At 75.1% G+C, this 18,456-nt stretch carries 24 protein-coding genes and 3 tRNA genes; 16 read left to right on the top strand and 11 right to left on the bottom strand.

Translation table 11 applies throughout. From position 1 onward, the window contains the following. Positions 1–8: 8 nt before the first annotated feature. Complete coding sequence (gene tenA, locus ZF1_RS23845) at positions 9–677, bottom strand: thiaminase II (RefSeq protein WP_482638388.1); 669 nt, start codon at positions 675–677, stop codon at positions 9–11. Positions 678–888: 211 nt separating this feature from the next. Between tenA and ZF1_RS23840 the strand changes: the two genes are divergently transcribed. Beyond that, positions 889–1,119: a hypothetical protein gene (locus ZF1_RS23840; protein ID WP_224401401.1), complete on the top strand. Its 231-nt coding sequence runs from the start codon at positions 889–891 to the stop codon at positions 1,117–1,119. A 6-nt stretch (positions 1,120–1,125) separates the two neighbouring features. Here the strand turns inward: ZF1_RS23840 and ZF1_RS23835 are convergent, their stop codons facing one another. From ZF1_RS23835 to mrf, 6 genes are all read right to left on the bottom strand, one after another. Further along, positions 1,126–1,695, bottom strand: a complete 570-nt coding sequence (locus ZF1_RS23835; RefSeq protein WP_179761786.1) for a hypothetical protein — start codon at positions 1,693–1,695, stop codon at positions 1,126–1,128. Positions 1,696–1,905: 210 nt separating this feature from the next. Continuing rightward, positions 1,906–3,606, bottom strand: coding sequence for a class I adenylate-forming enzyme family protein (locus ZF1_RS23830; RefSeq protein ID WP_346106130.1), 1,701 nt, complete (start codon positions 3,604–3,606; stop codon positions 1,906–1,908). 188 nt (positions 3,607–3,794) lie between these two features. Next, the gene (locus ZF1_RS23825) at positions 3,795–6,839 is read right to left on the bottom strand and encodes a helix-turn-helix transcriptional regulator (protein WP_482638387.1); all 3,045 of its coding nucleotides are present in this window, start codon (positions 6,837–6,839) and stop codon (positions 3,795–3,797) included. A 70-nt stretch (positions 6,840–6,909) separates the two neighbouring features. Continuing rightward, the gene (locus ZF1_RS23820; RefSeq protein WP_346108271.1) at positions 6,910–7,227 is read right to left on the bottom strand and encodes a hypothetical protein; all 318 of its coding nucleotides are present in this window, start codon (positions 7,225–7,227) and stop codon (positions 6,910–6,912) included. A gap of 91 nt (positions 7,228–7,318) precedes the next feature. Beyond that, a complete protein-coding gene (gene rpmF / locus ZF1_RS23815) occupies positions 7,319–7,498 on the bottom strand; it encodes a 50S ribosomal protein L32 (protein ID WP_073576503.1) in 180 nt (59 codons plus the stop codon). Next, the gene (gene mrf / locus ZF1_RS23810) at positions 7,498–8,751 is read right to left on the bottom strand and encodes a ribosome hibernation factor-recruiting GTPase MRF (RefSeq protein ID WP_179761790.1); all 1,254 of its coding nucleotides are present in this window, start codon (positions 8,749–8,751) and stop codon (positions 7,498–7,500) included. Before mrf ends, rpmF begins: the two co-directional genes overlap by 1 nt. Positions 8,752–8,832: 81 nt before the next feature. Here mrf and rpmG (ZF1_RS23805) point away from each other — a divergent pair, with 81 nt between their 5' ends. The 14 genes from rpmG (ZF1_RS23805) to rplA all read left to right on the top strand — a co-directional run bounded on the left by rpmG (ZF1_RS23805) (position 8,833) and on the right by rplA (position 14,228). After that, positions 8,833–9,000 (top strand): 50S ribosomal protein L33, encoded by a 168-nt coding sequence (gene rpmG / locus ZF1_RS23805; protein WP_020623297.1) that lies wholly within the window; start codon positions 8,833–8,835, stop codon positions 8,998–9,000. Then, a complete protein-coding gene (gene rpsR / locus ZF1_RS23800; protein ID WP_482638386.1) occupies positions 9,000–9,242 on the top strand; it encodes a 30S ribosomal protein S18 in 243 nt (80 codons plus the stop codon). Before rpmG (ZF1_RS23805) ends, rpsR begins: the two co-directional genes overlap by 1 nt. 3 nt (positions 9,243–9,245) lie before the next feature. Next, a complete protein-coding gene (gene rpmB, locus ZF1_RS23795; protein ID WP_179761792.1) occupies positions 9,246–9,482 on the top strand; it encodes a 50S ribosomal protein L28 in 237 nt (78 codons plus the stop codon). Continuing rightward, entirely contained in the window at positions 9,482–9,787 is a 306-nt protein-coding gene (gene rpsN / locus ZF1_RS23790; protein ID WP_073576499.1) for a 30S ribosomal protein S14, read from the top strand. The genes rpmB and rpsN overlap by 1 nt, the downstream gene beginning before the upstream one ends. Positions 9,788–9,913: 126 nt before the next feature. Further along, positions 9,914–9,986 (top strand) — tRNA-Thr (locus ZF1_RS23785). 40 nt (positions 9,987–10,026) lie between these two features. Further along, positions 10,027–10,102, top strand: a tRNA-Met gene (locus tag ZF1_RS23780). A gap of 42 nt (positions 10,103–10,144) precedes the next feature. Next, positions 10,145–10,312, top strand: a complete 168-nt coding sequence (rpmG, locus tag ZF1_RS23775) for a 50S ribosomal protein L33 (RefSeq protein ID WP_020623293.1) — start codon at positions 10,145–10,147, stop codon at positions 10,310–10,312. A gap of 26 nt (positions 10,313–10,338) precedes the next feature. Next, positions 10,339–10,806, top strand: a complete 468-nt coding sequence (locus tag ZF1_RS23770) for an FAS1-like dehydratase domain-containing protein (RefSeq protein ID WP_482638385.1) — start codon at positions 10,339–10,341, stop codon at positions 10,804–10,806. Next, on the top strand, positions 10,803–11,252 hold the full coding sequence (locus ZF1_RS23765; RefSeq protein ID WP_139282878.1) for a MaoC family dehydratase: 450 nt from the start codon (positions 10,803–10,805) through the stop codon (positions 11,250–11,252). Before ZF1_RS23770 ends, ZF1_RS23765 begins: the two co-directional genes overlap by 4 nt. A 109-nt stretch (positions 11,253–11,361) precedes the next feature. Next, positions 11,362–11,437, top strand: a tRNA-Trp gene (locus tag ZF1_RS23760). Between the two features lie 132 nt (positions 11,438–11,569). Next, positions 11,570–11,917, top strand: coding sequence for a preprotein translocase subunit SecE (gene secE, locus ZF1_RS23755; protein WP_482638384.1), 348 nt, complete (start codon positions 11,570–11,572; stop codon positions 11,915–11,917). 58 nt (positions 11,918–11,975) lie between these two features. Beyond that, entirely contained in the window at positions 11,976–12,914 is a 939-nt protein-coding gene (gene nusG / locus ZF1_RS23750) for a transcription termination/antitermination protein NusG (protein WP_226367648.1), read from the top strand. A 71-nt stretch (positions 12,915–12,985) separates the two neighbouring features. Next, a complete protein-coding gene (gene rplK / locus ZF1_RS23745) occupies positions 12,986–13,420 on the top strand; it encodes a 50S ribosomal protein L11 (RefSeq protein ID WP_073576496.1) in 435 nt (144 codons plus the stop codon). A gap of 85 nt (positions 13,421–13,505) precedes the next feature. Continuing rightward, a complete protein-coding gene (gene rplA / locus ZF1_RS23740) occupies positions 13,506–14,228 on the top strand; it encodes a 50S ribosomal protein L1 (protein ID WP_149665504.1) in 723 nt (240 codons plus the stop codon). Positions 14,229–14,300: 72 nt separating this feature from the next. On the opposite strand, the gene ZF1_RS23735 is transcribed toward rplA, so the two are convergent. The 4 genes from ZF1_RS23735 to ZF1_RS23720 form a co-directional block, all read right to left on the bottom strand. Next, positions 14,301–15,401, bottom strand: coding sequence for a CaiB/BaiF CoA transferase family protein (locus tag ZF1_RS23735; protein WP_482638383.1), 1,101 nt, complete (start codon positions 15,399–15,401; stop codon positions 14,301–14,303). Between the two features lie 59 nt (positions 15,402–15,460). Beyond that, complete coding sequence (locus ZF1_RS23730; RefSeq protein ID WP_073576493.1) at positions 15,461–15,745, bottom strand: hypothetical protein; 285 nt, start codon at positions 15,743–15,745, stop codon at positions 15,461–15,463. 91 nt (positions 15,746–15,836) lie between these two features. After that, positions 15,837–16,247, bottom strand: a complete 411-nt coding sequence (locus ZF1_RS23725; protein WP_062397890.1) for a sterol carrier protein — start codon at positions 16,245–16,247, stop codon at positions 15,837–15,839. A 141-nt stretch (positions 16,248–16,388) separates the two neighbouring features. Beyond that, entirely contained in the window at positions 16,389–17,054 is a 666-nt protein-coding gene (locus ZF1_RS23720) for a response regulator (protein WP_482638382.1), read from the bottom strand. A gap of 25 nt (positions 17,055–17,079) precedes the next feature. Between ZF1_RS23720 and ZF1_RS23715 the strand changes: the two genes are divergently transcribed. Beyond that, positions 17,080–18,402, top strand: coding sequence for a sensor histidine kinase (locus ZF1_RS23715; RefSeq protein ID WP_482638381.1), 1,323 nt, complete (start codon positions 17,080–17,082; stop codon positions 18,400–18,402). Positions 18,403–18,456: the final 54 nt, after the last annotated feature.

Below are 18,456 nucleotides of genomic sequence, written 5' to 3'. Positions count from 1 at the left end.
GGCCGGGCTCAGACCGGCCAGGTCTCCCGGCGGTACGCGCCGTCCCAGAACATCCACTCGTAGCGCGAGGTCGTCGTGAAGTGCTCGCGCATGCGGGCGAACTCCCCCGTCGACGCGGCGGCGCCGACCCGGTCGGTCGCGTCCAGCACGGCCTCGACGACGGCGTGGTACTCCTCGCCCGCGTACATGTCGATCCAGCGCTGGTAGACCGGGTCGGGGGAGCCTGCGCCGACCAGGTGCTCGCCGACCCGGCCGTAGATCCAGTAGCAGGGCAGCACCGCGGCGACGCCCTCGGCGTAGGACCCGCCGTAGGCGGCCGCCAGCAGGTAGCTGACGTAGGCGCGGGTGGCCGGGGCGACCGGCAGCTCGCGGGCCTGTTCCGAGGTGAGGCCGAGCGCGCCGAGCAGGTCGGCGTGCAGCTCCCGCTCGGCGGCGATCGCGCCGGCGGCGTGCTCGGCGAACATGAGGGTGTCGTCGTCGGTCGGGGCCTTCGCCGCGCACACGGCGAGCGCGGTGGCGTAGCCGCGCAGGTAGTGCGCGTCCTGGACGATGTAGTGCCGGAACGTCTCGTGCGGCAACGAGCCGTCGGTCAGCCCGGTGACGAACGGGTGGGCGAGGATCGCCCCGTACAGGGTGTCGACGTCGGACCAGAGCAGGTCCCGGGTGCGGTCGGCCATGCGGGCACGGTATCCACCGGGGCCCGGGCGGTCGTGTGATCGACCCCGCAACGCCGGCGTGACCGGCGGGGAACACCCCGGTGACACGGCGCCTGAGATCCTGCGCACGTCGCCTGGTCCTGCGGCGTGGGGGTGTCACGATGGAACGCAGGCGAGCCACTCAGTGTGGAGGACGCGCCACGTCCAGTCCCCCTGACGTGGAGGTGAGGGTATGAGCGACCCGCAACCCATGGATCACCACGAGAAGATGCGGATCCGCGCGGCCGCGTTCCGTGCGACCCGGATCTACCCCGGGCCGGTCGGCGAGCTGATCTCGCGCGAGCTGCTCGGCTGGGAGGACTTCGGGTACCGCCTCGGCGGGAACCGCATGGTCCTGGACCTGGTCGACCACGTCATGAAGGCGGTGCCGCCGGACCGGGCGGCGCGCTCCGACGCGGCCTGACCCCGCTCAGCGCAGGGTCGTCACGGCCACCTCGGCGGCCGCACCGCTCGGCGGGGTGCCGTCGGCGAGCCCGGCCAGCGCGGCGGACAGGACCAGCATCGCCGCGATCGTGGTGATGCTTCCGACCCGGCCCAGGACGTCCAGGGTGCGTGCGACGGCCGACGGCCCGCCGGTGCGTCCGGCGCCGTCCCGGTCCGGGGCGACCGGGCCCCGCGCCGGGGTGCCGCCGAGCGGCCGGGCCGGGGTGCCGGTGCGGCGGGGCTCCGGGACGGAGCCGCCGGCCGGACGCGGTGCGGGGACGGTGCGGTGCTGCGCCGCCGGGCCCGGACGCGACGCCGACGACCCGGGCGACGCCGGTCGCGGTGCGGGGATGCCCGGCGCCAGCGGCGAGGTCGACCGCGGACGCTCCCGGCGCGGCGCCGGCAGGTCGACGTGGTCCTCGCGACGGCGGTGCCGCCCCTCGACCCGGTCCGCACGCCCGGTCCCACCGGCCCGCGGTGCGGGGACCGACGGGGTGGCGGGGGCGGCGCCCAGGGGACGGCGCGGGCTGGGGATGTGGACGGCGGGCGCGGACATGACGATCACCACGATCTCGGGGGAGTCGATACGGGGTTCTTCGGGATCCGGTGCGCGCCGCCGGCTCCTGCTTCCACCCGTCTGTCGTGTCGTACGACCAGCCTGTTATCCGGTCATCCCCTACGCCAACCGTAGGAGTGACTACTCCACCCATCGGACGTACTCGTCCACCCGTGCAGCGCCCGTTCCCTCACACAGAGTGGTTGATCGTCACTCCTTCGCCACGTCCGGGGACAGGGCCGGCAGCTGCTCGCGGAGGTCCCGCTTGAGCACCTTCCCCGCCGCCGAGACCGGGATCGCCCCGACGAGGTGCACCTCCCGCAGCCGCTGGTAGGGCAGCAGGCGCTCGTTCAGCCCGCCGACGGCGGCGCGGACCGCGGCCCCGTCGGCGCCGGGCACGGTGGTCAGGAACGCGACCGGGTGCTCGCCGTCGACCCCCACCGGGCGCCCGACGACGGCTGCACCGGTCACGCCCGGCAGCGCCAGCAGCCGCTCCTCCAGGTCGCGCGGGTACACGTTGTAGCCCTTGTGGAGCAGCATGTCCTTGAGCCGGTCCACGATGCGCAGGTAGCCGTCGCCGTCGAGGACGCCGACGTCGCCGGTGTGCAGCCACCCGTCGCCGTCGAAGGCGGCCGCGGTCTCGGCCGGGCGCCGGTGGTAGCCGCCGGTGACCTGCGGCCCGCGGATCCACACCTCGCCCTCGGCGCCGGCGTCGAGCTCCTCGCCGTCCGGTCCGGAGATGCGGATCTCGGTGCCCGCGATCGGCAGCCCGACGGTGCCCGGGCGCCGGTCCGCGGACCGGGCGGCGGGACCGAGGGTGGCGGCCATCGTGACCTCGGTCAGGCCGTAGCCCTCGGAGATGACCAGGTCCTCGCCGAACCAGTCGCGCAGCGCCCGGATGATCTCGACCGGCAGCGGTGCCGCGCCCGAGGTCAGCGACCGCACCGAGGACAGGTCCCCGGCGGCCTCGCGGTGGGCGAGCAGCGCCGCGTACACCGGTGGCGCGCCGGACAGCGAGGTGACGGCGAACCGGGTGGCGTCGGCCAGGTAGGCGCGCGGATCGAAGCGGGCGTGCACGATCGTCGTCGTCCCGGTGAGCAGCGGGACGTTGAGCCCGCCGATCGTGCCCATGGCGTGGAACCAGGGGGCGATGCCGATCGCCCGTCCGGTGCCGATCGGGGTCGGGAACTCCGACGCCGGACCGGGGTCGGCCAGGACGACGCCGGGCCCGTGCACGGTGGCGGTCACGTCCGGCCGGGCGCCGGTGCCCCAGCAGGCGGCCTGCAGTGCGTTGGTGAGCACGTGCCGGTGGGTGACCCGCACACCCTTGGACCGGCCGGTGGTGCCGCCGGTGTAGGCCAGGTGGGCGAGGTCGCGGTCCGGGTCCACCTCCAGGTCGGTGCCCGGCGGGGTGGCCGGCCTGCCGTCGAGGTGCGCGGAGAACCCGGTCACCTCCGGGGGCAGCTGCTCCGGGTCGCCGTGGGCACCGGTGACGAGCACGCGCTTCAGCGACGTCGCCGGCCGCGCGGCGAGCACCGCGGGCAGTGCCGCCTCCCAGCTGACGACGACGGCCGCCCCCGCGTCCGCGAGCTGCGCGCCCAGGTCGTCCGGGGCGAGCAGCGGGTTCGCCGGGGTGACGGTCGCCCCGGCCAGCAGCGTCCCCCAGTAACCGATCGCGTACTGCGGGCAGTTCGGCAGGTGCAGTGCGACGACGTCGCCGCGGCCGACCCCGTCGGCGTGCAGCGCGTGCGCGAACGCCGAGGCGCGGGCCAGCAGCCCGTGGAAGGTGACCTCGTGCCCGGCCTGGTGCAGGACCGTCGCGTCGCCGAACCGGTCGGCCGCGCCGCGGAGCGTCGCGGAGGCGGGCAGGGCGGGCACGTCCAGGTCCGGGGCGGGCGAACGGGCGATCATGCGGTCACCCCCGCCCCGCTGCCGGTCCGGGACGACGGGACGAGCCCGTGGACGACCATGCGACCTCCATCGGTCTGCCGGTGACGTGCGGCACGACCGACCCTAGGCACGGGGGGTGGCACACGTCACGGCCCGCACGGGCCCGGTCCGGTCCGGTCCGGAGGGGACAGACCGGCGTGCCCCGGTCCTCAGTCGCGGGGGGTGAGCAGACCCCGGGAGTGCGCGAGGGCGACCGCCTCGGCACGGCCGGAGGCGCCGAGTTTCGCCATCACCCGGGACAGGTGCACGCTCACGGTCTTCTCGGAGATGAACAGCCGCTCGCCGACGGCCCGGTTGGTCAGCCCGTGCGCGACCAGCTCCAGCACCGCGTGCTCGCGCGGGGTGAGCGGGGAACCACCGGCGCCCGACGGCGGTGCGGGCCGGGGACCGCCGTCGCCGGCCCGCAGCCGCAGCGCGGCGACGGCCTCGGCGAGCGGGCGCGCCCCGAGCCGGTCGGCCCCGGTGGCGGCGACGGCCAGGTCCTCGGCGGCGGCGCGGCGGTCGGCCTCGCCGTCGGTGCCGGGGCCACCGCGGTGCGCCCGTCCGAGCAGGGCCTCGGCCCGCCGCCACCGGGCCTCCGCGGCGCGGTAGCCGTCGCCGTACCCGGCGAAGGTCTCCACGACGGCGTCCCAGACCTGTGGTGCCGCCTCGCCGTGGGCCCGGGCGGCCTCGGCGCGGGCCCGGGCCAGCCACGCCCGGCCCTCCGGCCCGACCGCGGTCCCGCGGGGCAGGCCGCGCTCGGCGGTGAGCGCGGCCTCGTCGGCGAGGCCGGCCGCCGCCCCGGCGTGCGCCTGCGCCCCCGCCGGGTCGCCCGCGGTACGGGCGGCCTCCGCGAGGTCGGCACGGGCCGCTGCGCCCAGTGCGCACAGCGCCAGCTCGCCGAGGTGGTGCGGGTACTCCGCCCGCAGCACCCCGAGCGCGGTGGCGACGCGGTCCACGGCCAGGGCCGCGTCGCCCCGCCAGCGCGCCGACTCGGCCCCGACGACGCCCTGCAGCAGCGCGGCCTGGTCGTGCACCGGTGGCTCGGTGGCCAGCACGGAGAGCAGCTCCTCGGCGCCGTCGAGGTCGCCGCGGGCCACGCCGACCAGCGCCCCCGCCACCGCCAGCTGCCCGGTGACGCGCAGCGGGAGCGTGGGGTCGACGTCCGCGGCGGTCCGGACGGCGGCGTCCCACTCCCCGCGCTGGACGTCGACGCGGACCTGCGCGATCCGGAACTCCAGGCCGTACCGGCCCCAGAGCAGGCCGTACGCGGCGGCTCGCCGGGCCCCCTCGGCGAACTCGTCCGCGGCGGCGTCGAGCAGGCCGTCCTCGATGAACGACACCCCGCGGTTCCACACCGTCCGCAGCTCGACGACCCGGTTCCCCGACGCGGCGGCCAGCGAGGACGCCCCGGCGAGCCGGTCCCGGGCCGCCTGCGGGTCCCCCTCCATCCGGGCGCAGAAGGCCAGGGTGATCAGCGCGTCCGCGCAGACCGCGCTGAGGTCGCGGTAGGCGGTCGACCCCTCCGCCGGTGGCGCGGTGTCGTGGACGGCACGGGCCGCCGCCAGCGAGGCGCGGGCGTGCGACCAGGCGGGCTCGGCGTGGTCGGCGTTGAGGTGCGCCCGCGCGAGCACGGCGTGCGCCCAGGCCAGCTCCGTGCCGGGTGGGCCCCCGGCCAGCAGCGCGACGGCCTCGGTGGCCGCTGCCACCGCCGCGTCCACCCGGGCCCCGCTGTCGAGCAGCCGCATCGCGTAGTGCCGCCTCGCCCCGGCCCTGGCCCGTGGATCCTCGTCGAGGTCGGCGACCCGGACCGCGCGGGCGCCGAGGGCGATGCCCCGTTCCTGGTCGCCCGAGGCGCTCGCCGCCCAGGCCGCCTCCCGGGTCAGCGCGCTCTCGGTGACACCGGTGAGCCGCTCGGGGTCCTCGACGGCGGACCACAGCTCCAGGGCCCGCTCGGCGTGGGCCAGCATCTCGGCCGGGCCGTGCCTACGGTGGGCCTCCTCGGCGGCGCGCACCGACGCGGCGAGCGCCCGCGGCAGGTCGTGGGCGGCCAGCGCGTGCCGGGCGAGCGCGGCGGCCACCCCGGGGTCGTCGGACCGGCGGGCGAGCAGCGCGGTGAGCCGGGCGTGCAGCCGGACCCGCTCACCCGGGAGCAGATCGTCGTGCACGGCCTCGCGGAGCAGGGCGTGCCGGAAGACGTAGGACTCCGCGCCGGGCGCCGGGTCCGGGACGAGCAGGTGATGCGACACCGCCTCCCGCAGCCCCGCCTCCAGGTCGGCCGCGGACAGCTCGGACGCGTCGCGCAGCAGGTCGTGGGGGATGCTCCGCTCGGCCAGCGAGGCCACCCGCAGCACCTCGCGCGCCGGTCCGCCGAGCCGGTCCAGCCGGGTGAGCAGTACGTCGGCCAGGCCGCCCGGCAGGCCGTCGGACCCCGCCGCGACCAGCTCCTCGGCGTAGAAGGCGTTGCCCTCGCTGCGGGCGGCGATCCGGTGCAGGGTGGCCTCGTCGACACCCCCGGTGGCCGCCCGGGCCCGGACCAGGGCCAGCACGGCGTCGGGCGTGAGCGGGCCCAGCTCGACCCGGCGGACGGCGGGCAGCCGGACGAGCTCGGCCAGCGACGCGCGCAGCGGGTGCCTGCGGTGCAGGTCGTCGGAGCGGTAGGTGCCCAGCACCAGCAGACGCTGCGAGCCCAGCCGGGCGAGCAGGAACGCGAGCAGCTCGCGGGTGGAACGGTCCGCCCAGTGCAGGTCCTCCAGCACGACCAGCAGCGGCGCCGTCGCGGCCGCGTCGCGCACGGCACCGGCCACCGCGTCGAACACCTGCAGGCGCCCGGAGTCCCCGTCCCCCGCCGCGGGACGGGGTGCCTCCGCCGCGCCGGGCAGCAGCCCGTGCAGCACCGGCCGCAGCGCGGTGCCCGCCCGGGCCAGCGCGTCGAGCACCTCGGAGAAGGGAAGGTAGGGGAGTGCGGCGCCGCCCGCGTCGAGACACCGCCCGACGACGACCTGCGCGCCCGCCCCCGCGGCGGCCCGGCCGAGTGCGGTGGCGAGCCGGGACTTGCCGATCCCCGCCTCCCCGGCGAGCAGCACGGCGCGGGCCCGCCCGGCCCGGGCGGCGTCGAGGTCGCGGAGCAGACCGGCGAGCTCGTCCGCGCGGCCCACCAGCTCGTCCGGGTCCGGGCCGGTCGCGCCGTCCCCGTGGGTCGCTCCCGCCGTCATGGAGCGCATCGTGGCACGGGCCACCGACACCCCCGGGGGCGCGACGGCGGCACCGGACCGTCCGCGCGGCTCAGGCACGCGGCCCGGCCGGGACCCGCCCGTCCGGTGCCGCCGGGTCCCGCCCGGTCCCTACCGCGCCGCGGGGGCCCGCCGGGTGGGGTGCCCGGTGCGGCGCCGGTCCGGCGACGGTGGTCCCGCGGGGGCCCGGCCGCCGGGCGGCGGTGAGCCGGGCCCGCAGCCGCAGCCACAGCCGTCCCACCGGCGACGGGCCGGCGGCGCCGCGCGCCAGCCGCTCCGTGCGGTACCGGTCCGCCTCCTCCCGCAGCCGGGCCTGCCGCTGCTCGGCGAGGGCGACGAGATGGTCCATCGGGATGTGCGTCATCAGCATGACGACGACACTGCGGCTGAGGGGCCGGCCGGGGCATCGGGCGATCACGCCGTCCCGCGGGCCGCCCGGGGCCCGCGGGTAAGGGGTGCCCTCAGCCCCGTCCGGCGGGCGGGGGCAGCAGGCCCCGGCGGTAGGCCGGGACGAGGGCGCGCGGCACCAGGTGACGGCGTCCCTCCAGGGTGAGCGGCACCAGGTCGGGTGTGGTCGCCTTCCACTGCGACCGGCGGTGCCGGGTGTTCGATCGCGACGTCCGTCGCTTGGGAACGGCCATCAGAGGTCTCCTTCTCGGTCGGAACGGACGGTGGGGTCGTCCAGGGCGGCGGGCCCCACGGGCTCGGACTCGGCGCAGGGCTCGTCGTGGGCCCAGCCGAACGGGTCGGGCAGGGCGGCCCAGGCGTCCTCGCCCGCGGCGATCTCGGCGTCGGTGAGCAGCGCGGAGCGCAGGGCGGCGTCGATCTCGTCGGGGTCGGCGTCGTGGCAGATCGCGACGATGTCCTGGGCGCGGTCGCCCCAGCGCGGGTGCCAGGCCAGGGCGGCCAGCGCCCGGCGCTGGTCGCCGGCCTCGGTCCACGCCTGCTCGTCGGCGCCGGCCAGCCAGTCGCCGGCGTGGCCGATCCGCATGCCGCCGCCCGCGCTCTCCACCCACAGCACCGCGTCGGGACGGGTGGCGAGCCAGACCCGGCCGCGGGCCCGCACGACGCCGTCGAGCAGGCTGTCGATCGCGTCGTGCAGCCGGTCCGGGTGGAACGGGCGTCGGGCGGAGAACAGCAGGGTGCGGACGCCGCTGTCGGCCTCCAGCGGGGGTGTCCCGCGCAGCAGCGGGTCGTGCACCCCGCCCGGGACACCGCGGCGGGACGCGGGGTCGAGCCCGTCGCAGAAGACCCGGTGGTCGGCCCGCCCGGCGAGCAGCCGGGGTGCGGTCGGGCACAGCCGGTCCAGGACGGCGGCGGTCCGGTCCGCGCCCCCGGGCCCGACCGCGCGGGTCAGCACCAGGACGTCGGCGAACTCGGCCTGCCCGACGGCGAGCTGGGCGACGGTCCGCTCGTCGTCGGGCAGCGTGGACAGCCCGCGCTCGGGCAGGGTCGCGTCCCCGGTGGCGTCGTCCAGCCAGTGGTCCGGGTCGAGCACGGCCACCACGCCGCGCAGGTCGACGAGGTCGGTCGCGGTGCAGGCCTCGCCGCCACCCGGCGGCTCGAACACCACCGCCCCCAGCGCCCAGCACACCGGCTCCGGCTCCAGGCGCGGGTCCAGGTGCAGCACCACCCGGTCCACCGTCCCGGCCAGCGCGGCCAGGGTCGGCAGCACGTCCTCGCGGATGGTGCAGCTCACACAGCCGTGGGCGAGCTCCAGCACGGTGCGCTCGTCGCGGCCCGCGTCCCGCAGCCGCCGGTGCACCACACCGCGGCCGAGGTCACGCAGGTCGTGGTGGAGCACGACGACACCCGGGTCCAGCTCGCGCATCCGCGTGATAGTCCGCTCCACCCCGTCGGGCTCGGTCCCGCACAGGACCACCAGCTCGGTCATGTCTTCCTCCCGGAGTCGGACGTGGTCGCGGTCCGGTGTAGCGTAAACGAAAACGATTCCCATGTTGAGAGGAGGGGCGCGATGGCCAAGTCGACCGACGTTCGGCCGATCGTGAAGCTGCGCTCGACGGCGGGGACGGGCACGACCTACGTGACCCGCAAGAACCGCCGCAACGACCCGGACCGCCTGGTCCTGCGCAAGTACGACCCGAAGGTGCGCAGGCACGTCGAGTTCAAGGAGGAGCGCTGATGCCCGCACGTGGCAAGTCGGTGCGCGCGCCGCGCCGCAAGCCCAATCCGCTGAAGCAGCGCGGGATCGAGCACGTGGACTGGAAGGACGCCGCGCTGCTGCGCACGTTCATCTCCGACCGCGGCAAGATCCGCGCCCGCCGGGTGACCGGTCTCAACGGGCAGCAGCAGCGGCAGGTGGCCACCGCGATCCGGAACGCGCGCGAGATGGCCCTGCTGCCCTACCCGCACGCGGGACGGTGAGCGATGGCGAAGCGCTGTGACCTGACCGGCCGCGAGCCGGGCTTCGGCAAGTCGGTCTCGCACTCCCACCGGCGCACCAGCCGGCGCTGGGACCCCAACGTGCAGACCCGCCGCTACTGGCTGGCCGAGGAGAACCGCTGGGTGCGGCTCACGCTCTCGGTGAAGGGGATCAGGACGGTGGACCGGATCGGCGTCTCCGCCGCGGTGGCGAAGATCCGGGCGAACGGGGTGAAGGTCTGATGGCCACGACCGGACAGATCGCGAAGAACGAGCGGCGCAAGGAGATCGTCGCCCGCTACGCCGAGCGGCGGGCCGAGCTCAAGGCGCTCATCGCCCGCCCGTCGACGCCGGAGCCGGAGCGGGCCGCCGCGGTCGCCGAGCTGCGCCGCCAGCCACGCGACGCCAGCGCGACCCGGGTCCGCAACCGCGACTCGGTCGACGGGCGTCCCCGCGGGCACCTCCGCAAGTTCGGGGTGTCCCGGGTCCGGCTGCGCGAGCTCGCACACGACGGCGCACTGCCGGGTGTCCGCAAGTCGAGCTGGTGACCAACAGCGGTTGACCTGCAGGAACCGGGTTCCGGGACCCCCCGTTCGGGGGCCCGGGACCCCGGTGTAAAGTTCTTCCCGTCGGTGAGAGCGAGGCCCTCGGGCCCGCAGGACACCGGTGCTGCCGCCCCCTTAGCTCAGTCGGCAGAGCGTCTCCATGGTAAGGAGAAGGTCTACGGTTCGATTCCGTAAGGGGGCTCTACAAGGGGCCTCGCCGCATGCGGCGGGGCTTCTTGCATGACGGTGTAGCTCAGTTGGTAGAGCAAGCGGCTCATAATCGCTGTGTCGCCGGTTCAAGTCCGGCCATCGTCACCACGTTGGCGCATCATTCACGAGACATGCTGGGAGGCACCCGCGATGGCCAAGGCCACGGACGTGCGGCCGAAGATCACTCTGGCCTGCGAGGAGTGCAAGCACCGCAACTACATCACCAAGAAGAACCGGCGGAACGACCCCGACCGGCTCGAGATCAAGAAGTTCTGCCCGAACTGCGGCACCCACCGGGCGCACCGCGAGACCCGCTGAGTGCGTAGCGACTCCCGGAGCTGACGGTGGTCGACCAGTCCTGGGTCGGGCACAGCTCGGACCCGGTCGGGCCGTACCAGGTCGGTCGCGAGAAGATCCGCGAGTTCGCCGTCGCCATCGGTGACGGCGATCCGCTCTTCCGTGACGTGGACGCGGCACGTGCCGCGGGTCACGCGGACCTGGTGGCCCCGCCGACGTTCCCGACCTGCTTCACGATGCCGGTCATCGAGGGCTTCCTCCGGGAGCCCGCCTTCGGGTGGGACTACACCCGCATGGTCCACGGGGACCAGCGGATCACGTTCCGCAGGCCGGTCGTCGCCGGCGACGAGCTCACCACGGTGCTGCACGTCGACGAGCTGCGCACCCGGGCCGGCAACCACATGCTGACGCTGCGCTGCGAGGTCACCGACGCGGTGGGCGAGCCGGTGGCGACCACGCACTCGATGCTGGTCAGCCCCGCCGGTGAGGACACGGGCGGCGAGGGGGACGCGTGAGTGCACCGCTGACCCCGCAGACCGCCGCCGCCTGCGCCAAGGGCGACGCGCTGCCGTCGCTGACCGTGCAGGTCACCCGCGCCGACCTGGTGCGCTACGCCGGTGCCTCCGGCGACCTCAACCCGATCCACTGGAGCGACCGCGTCGCCGCGGTCGCCGGGCTGCCCGGTGTGATCGCGCACGGGATGCTCTCGATGGCCCTCGCCGGCCGCGTGCTGACCGCGTGGACCGGGGACCCGGCCGCGATCCGCAGCTACGGCACCCGCTTCACACGGCCCGTCGTCGTCCCGGACGACGACGCCGGCGCCACCGTCGAGCTCTCCGGCACCGTCGCCGAGGTGCGCGAGGAGGGCGGGGAGCGGATCGCCGTCGTCGATCTCAAGGCGGCCTTCGAGGGGAAGACGGTGCTCGGCCGCGCCCGCGCCGAGGTCGTCCTCCCGGGGTGAGGCGACCCGGGGTACGGGCCCGCGGAAGCGGGTGCGTACACTCGTTCCAGCCGGACGCACCGGACGATCCGTTGCGTCCGCCCCGCCGCCACGTGGCGGATCGGGGCAAAGGGGTGTAGCTCAATTGGCAGAGCAGCGGTCTCCAAAACCGCAGGTTGCAGGTTCAAGTCCTGTCACCCCTGCCACGACGCCGCAGGCCGCCGGAGATCACGGCGGCGCGGCCGACGGCACGGACGGCGAAGCGACGAGGGTTCTCCCGAAGCGGAGGACGTGACCGAGGGCGGGCGGACGCCCGCCACGTGCGGAGGGCGACACGCGTGAGCGACGAGCACGAGTCGGAGCGGCCCGGGCGGGAGCGCCCGAGCAACGCCGCCGACCGTCGTGGGCGGCGGGCCTCCGGCTCCGCGAGCACCCCCGGCAAGGGCCGTGCCACCCCGACCCGCGCCGCCGCGGCGACGAAGGAGAAGAAGCCGTCGCTCTTCGCCCGGCTCGCCCGGTTCCTGCGGGAGGTCGTCGCCGAGCTCCGCAAGGTCATCTGGCCCGACCGCGGCCAGATGGTGAAGTACACCATCGCGGTCCTGATCTTCGTGTCGATCATGGTGGCGCTGGTGTTCGTGCTGGACTCGGCGTTCGCCGAGGGCGTCGCCCTGCTGTTCGGCAACTGACGCGAGTACGAACGCCGACCGGCTCCGACCGACACCGAACAATGGAAGCGAGTAGGACGTGACCTCCGACAGCAAGGCGTACGACGAGGCGGCCGACGAGGCCGCGATCGACGCCGTCGCCGAGAACGCGGCCGACGAGACGCTGCCCGAGCAGTCCGTCCAGGACGCCGACGTCGAGGCGGCGCACGGTGAGGACGCCGTCTCCGGCGACTACACCGAGGCCGACGACGACAGCACCCCCGGCGCCGAGGCGGAGACGCTGGACGGCGAGGGCGAGACGGTCCCGACCGCCGGGGACGCGGACGACGCCGACTCCGGGGACGCCGACACCGAGGGTGCCGACGCCGTCGCGGAGGAGCCGGCCGAGGACGTGGACCCGGAGGAGGAGCTGCGCGCCGCACTGCGTCGCGCGCCCGGCGACTGGTACGTCGTCCACTCCTACGCGGGCTACGAGAACAAGGTGAAGTCGAACCTCGAGACTCGGGCGCAGACCCTGGACGTCGAGGACTACATCTTCCAGGTCGAGGTGCCCACCGAGGAGGTCACCGAGATCAAGAACGGGCAGCGCAAGAAGGTCCAGCGCAAGGTGCTGCCCGGCTACATCCTGGTGCGGATGGAGCTCAACGACCAGTCCTGGGGCGCGGTGCGGAACACGCCGGGCGTCACCGGTTTCGTCGGCGCGACGTCCAAGCCGTCGCCGCTGACGATCAACGAGGTCGTGAAGTTCCTGCTGCCGAAGGTCGAGGCCCCCAAGAAGGAGGCCGAGGCCGGCAGGACCGCGTCCGGCGGCGGCTCCGGCTCGTCCGGCGGCGCCCCCACCATCGAGGTCGACTTCGAGGTCGGCGAGTCGGTCACCGTCATGGACGGCCCGTTCGCCACGCTCCCCGCGAGCATCTCCGAGGTCAACGTCGACGCCCAGAAGCTCAAGGTGCTGGTCTCGATCTTCGGCCGGGAGACCCCGGTCGAGCTCGGGTTCAACCAGGTCTCCAAGATCTGATCGCACCCGTGAGGAACGTCCGCGGCATGGCAGGGCCGCGCGGCGTGCACATCGATCACTGAGGAACGGACATGCCCCCCAAGAAGCGGAAGCTCTCCGCGATCATCAAGCTCCAGATCCAGGCAGGCGCAGCGACGCCGGCCCCGCCGGTCGGCCCCGCACTGGGCCAGCACGGCGTCAACATCATGGAGTTCTGCAAGGCCTACAACGCGGCGACCGAGGCCCAGCGCGGCAACATCGTGCCGGTCGAGATCTCGGTCTTCGAGGACCGGTCGTTCTCCTTCGAGCTGAAGACCCCGCCCGCGGCGCGGCTCCTGCTCAAGGCGGCCGGTGTCGAGAAGGGCTCCGGCGAGCCGCACAAGACCAAGGTCGCCAGCGTGACCATGGCCCAGGTCCGGGAGATCGCCCAGGTCAAGATGAACGACCTGAACGCGAACGACCTCGACCAGGCCGCCAAGATCATCGCCGGCACCGCCCGGTCGATGGGCATCACGGTCGACGGCTGAGCGAGCCCCCCACACCACCCGTACGCGTGGGAGAGCCGGGCGCGGCTCCGACCACGACCTGACCTCTCTAAGGAGACGAGGACAGATGGCACAGCGCAGCAAGGCCTACCGAGAGGCCGCCGCGAAGATCGACGCGGACCGCCTCTACTCGCCGCTCTCGGCGGCGAAGCTGGCCCAGGAGACGTCCAGCAAGAACACCGACGCGACCGTCGAGGTCGCGATGCGGCTGGGCGTCGACCCCCGCAAGGCGGACCAGATGGTCCGCGGCACCGTGAACCTGCCGCACGGTACCGGCAAGACCGCCCGGGTGATCGTGTTCGCCACCGGTGACAAGGCCGCCGAGGCCGAGGCCGCCGGCGCCGACGCCGTGGGCGCCGAGGACCTCATCGAGCGGATCCAGGGCGGGTGGCTCGACTTCGACGCCGCCATCGCGACCCCGGACCAGATGGCCAAGGTCGGCCGCATCGCCCGCATCCTCGGCCCGCGTGGCCTGATGCCGAACCCGAAGACGGGCACCGTGACGCCGGACGTCACGAAGGCCATCAACGAGATCAAGGGCGGCAAGGTCAACTTCCGGGTCGACAAGCAGGCCAACCTGCACCTCGTCATCGGCAAGGCCTCGTTCGACACCGAGAAGCTGGTGGAGAACTACGGCGCCGCCTACGACGAGATCCTGCGGCTCAAGCCGTCGGCGGCCAAGGGCCGCTACGTCAAGAAGATCACCGTCTCCACCACCACCGGGCCGGGCATCCCGGTGGACCCGAACCGCACCCGCAACCTGCTGGTCGCGGACGAGGAGACCGACTGATCGACTGATCAGCGCCTGACCCGACGACGCCCCCGGTTCCCTGCGGAACCGGGGGCGTCGTCGTGTGCGGGGTCAGGCCCAGTCGCGCAGGACGTCCTCGACGCTCTCCGGGCCGGTGCCGCGACCGGCGGTCTCGGTGAGCGTGCGGGAGAAGCGCGGTGCCGGGGCGGCCTGGGGCACGCCGTCGGAGGTGACGATGGTGCCGCGCGCGGTCAGATGCGCGTTCTCGCGGGCCTCGGCGAACGACAGCACCGGGGTGGTGCAGGCGTCGGTGCCCTCGAAGACCGCGGCCCACTCGTCGCGGGGCTTGGAGGCGAACACCTCGGTGAACCGGGCCCGCATGGCCGGCCAGCCGCCGCGGTCGTACTGCGGGCCGAGCTCGTCCTCGGTGAGCCCCAGGCCGGCGACGAGCTGGGCGTAGAACTGCGGCTCCAGCGCCCCGACGGCCATGTGCCCGCCGTCGGCGCAGGTGTAGGTGTCGTAGAACGGGGCGTGCCCGTCGAGCAGGTTCGAGTCGCGCTCGTCGACCCAGGCGTCCTGGGACAGGAAGCCCCAGAACATCTGGTTCAGCACGCTGACGCCGTCGACCATGGCGGCGTCGACGACCTGGCCCTGCCCGGAGGCCTTCGCCTCCCAGATCGCGGCCAGCACGCCGACGACGAGCAGCATCGACCCGCCGCCGAAGTCCCCGACCAGGTTCAGGGGCGGGACCGGACGCTCCCCGGCGCGGCCGATCGCGTGCAGCGCACCGGTCAGCGAGATGTAGTTCAGGTCGTGCCCGGCGCGCGGCGCCATCGGGCCGTCCTGGCCCCAGCCGGTCATCCGCCCGTAGACCAGGCGCGGGTTGCGGGCGTGGCAGTCCTCGGGGCCGACGCCGAGGCGCTCGGTGACGCCCGGCCGGTAGCCCTCCAGGAGGACGTCGGCGGACTCGACCAGCCGCAGCACGGTCTCCCGGCCCGCCGGGTCCTTCAGGTCCGCGGTGACCGAGCGCCGACCGCGCGCCGTCGGGTCGGGTACCGCGTCGGACCCGAGCTTCAGCCCGCCCGACGGCCGGTCGACGCGGACGACGTCCGCCCCGAGATCGCCCAGGATCATCGCCGCGTGCGGCCCCGGCCCGATCCCGGCCAGCTCGATCACCTTCAGTCCGGCCAGCGGACCCTTGCCCCGTGTCACCGTGGACCTCCTCGTCGCGCGATCGGTTCCCGGCGACGGTAGCGACCCGGCGCCGGTGCTCAGCCGGTCGACTCGCGAGCCGGCTCCTCGTAGTCCCAGATGTCCTTGCCGATCTCACGGACGGGATGGTCGGTCGCGTCCCGTTCCTGGATCGTGTAGGCGTAGCGGCCGTGCTGCCAGCCGTCCCGCGTCGCGACCTCCAGCAGGCAGGCCTCGGCCCAGCCGTGCCACTCGTCGAAGTCGCGGGGCAGCGGGTCGGGTGCGTCGCACTCGATCTCGGTCATCCGGTGCAGCACGCCCCGCAGGGGCTGCCAGGCGTGCACGTCCAGCCAGATGTTGTCCATCGCCGGCGCCTCCGTCGGGTGGGGTCGACCCCAGTCTCGGCGGGCGCCGTCGTGGCGGGACGGACGGCCGGGGGTCTTCACCCGATCGTGGTCAGGCCTTCAGCAGGTCCTCGCGGCCCTCGGCCTCGAGCTTCGCCTTGTACGGGCCGAAGAGCTGCTTGGCGATCGGCAGCAGCTTGAGGACCTTCGAGACCGGGCCCTTGGCGCGGACGTCGCCCTTGGCCATCGCGACCGGGAGGATGACCTTGCCCAGCCAGAACCGGTTGCCGGTGTCGGCGGACATGAACAGCTCGATGTTCGGGTCGGGGCCCTGCCCGGCGCCGGTGTGGATCTCGGAGTTCGGCATGTCCACGGTCAGGACGGCGTCCGGGTTCGTGTACGTGATCCGCAGGACGACCCCGGACGGCTGCAGCTTCGCCACCAGGTCCGGATCGGCCATCCCGATCCGGAACACCCCGCCCAGGTACTCGTAGACCTCGGCCTCGTCGGCGAACACGGCCATCAGCGCCTCCTCGCGAGATGTGGCCGGGCAGGATGCCGCCCGGCACGTCGCCGCGAGTCTGTCCCGCGCCGTCCGGGGCGCGCAGCCGATCACCGGGCCAGGCTTGGCCCGTCCGGGCCGTGCGGCGCGCCGTCGCGGACCTCAGCGGCCGGCCGGGTGCTCGTCGAGCAGCCCGCAGCGCCCCGCCAGCGCGGCCGCCTCGATCCGGTTCGCCGCGCCCAGCTTGTGCAGCAGGGAGGCGATCATGCGCTTGGCGGTGCGCTCGCTGACCAGCATCGGGCGGGCGATGTCGGCGGTCTCCAGGCCCCGCGCCAGCAGCGTCCACAGCTCGATGTCGCGCTCACCGAGCCGGTCGAGCAGGCCGTCGGCGGTGCGGTCGGCCGCGACGAGCAGCGCGTCGAGCAGCTCCGCACGCAGTACCCGCACTCCGGCCAGGATCGACAGCAGCGGCGCGATGAGCACCTCCGGGTCGGCGGACTTGCCCAGGTAGCCGTCGGCGCCGGCGCGCATCGCGGCGGCGGCGAGGTCCAGGTCCTCGGTGCCCGACAGCGCCAGCACCCGGGTGGCGGGGTAGGCGGCCTTGACCCGGCGGATCGTCTCCACCCCACCCAGCGGGGGGAGCGCGAGGTCGACGATCGCGATCCCGGCCCGGTGCCTCCCGACCAGCGCGACGGCGTCCTCCCCGGCGGTGGTCGAGCCCGCGACCCGGAAGGTGTCCCCGGCGCGGGACTCCAGCAGCAGGGCGAGGCCCTGTGCGAACAGGGCGTGGTCGTCGACGATGACGACCACGTGCGGTGCTGTCGGCACGGGCGGCATGGTCGGCGAGCCTAGTGTGGCCGCCGACCCCGTCCGCTCCCGAGAGGCCCCGACCGTGACCGCGCACGCCGGTGAACTGCCCGAACGCACCCGGGAGGAGCGCCAGGCCGTCGTCCTGAGGATCTGCGTCGTGCTCGGCGCTGTCGGCCTGCTGGTGGCCCGGCCGGACCTCACCGGAGCCCGGCCGGTCGTCGCCGCCGTCCTGATCGGGCTGAGCGCGGTCTACGCGGCCGCGCTCGGCGTCGTCTCGGTGCTCCGCGGGCGGCTGCCCGTCCCGCCGGCCGTGCTGACCGGGATCGACGGTCTGCTCGCCCTGCTCGCCTGCGGACTCACCGGCGGGGTGGCGAGCCCGATGGTGGCCGCGCTGCCGCTGGTCGTCATCGCGATCGCGCTCCGCGGCGGGCACCGGCTCGGGCAGCTCGTCGCGCTCGGTCTCGGCGTCGGCTACACCGCGGCGGCGCTGCTCGGCTCCGACCCGGGGGTCACGGTCGGCGCCGCGGTCGTCGCGGGACTGTGGTGGACCGGTTTCCTGTTCGCGACGGCGGTGCTCACCGGGGTGCTCGTGCGCCTGCTGGAACGCCAGCTCGCCGACATCGCCACCACCCGGGCCCGGGCCGAGAGCGAGCACGAGCGTTACCTGTCCGAGCGCGCGCTGCGGGACCGGATCGTGTCCCAGAGCCGGGCCCGGCTGGACGGGGCCCGCGTCGTGCTGCACGAGTTCCGGACCCCGGTCGCCTCGCTGACCGCGCTGTCGGCCGACCTCGCCGCGGGCAGGCTGGGCGGGGACGCCGCCCGGCGGGCGTCGCGGCTGCTCGCCGACCACGCCGCCCACCTCCAGGACATGCTCGACGGGCTGGCCGACCTGGCCGTCGCCGACGGCAGCCCGCTCGGGCGCGACCGGCCCCGCCGCGTCGCGCTCGCCGAGCTGGCCGACGCCGTGCTCGACGCCGCCGGGATCGCCGCGCACCGGCGGCACCCGGTCGTCGAACCGGCCGGGGCCGCGGTCCACTGCGACCCGCAGCGGCTGCGCCGGATGCTCACCAACCTGGCCGAGAACGCCGCCCGGCACTCCGGTGACGAGGTCGTGGAGCTGCACCTGGCCCACGACGGCGCCGTGCTCACCGCCGAGGTCCGCGACCGCGGGCCCGGGCTGCCCGCGGGTCAGGAGGGCGTCGTGACGGCCAAGGGAGTCGCGCTGGGGGAGCGCCGCGGTACCGCCGGGCTGGGCCTGTGGATCGCCGAGGCGCTCGCGTCCGCGATGGACGGTGAGCTGAGCCTGCTCCCGCGTGAGGGCGGCGGGCTGGTCGCCCGGCTCACCCTGCCGCTCGCCGGCGCCTGAGGACCTCCGCTGGCACCCGGGGGCCAGCGCTGGCGCGGGCGACGGCTGTGCCGG

The organism is Pseudonocardia sp. ZF1, from assembly GCF_056835605.1.
Note: the sequence above shows the minus strand (reverse complement) of the source record. Positions and strands in the feature narration are given on the sequence as shown.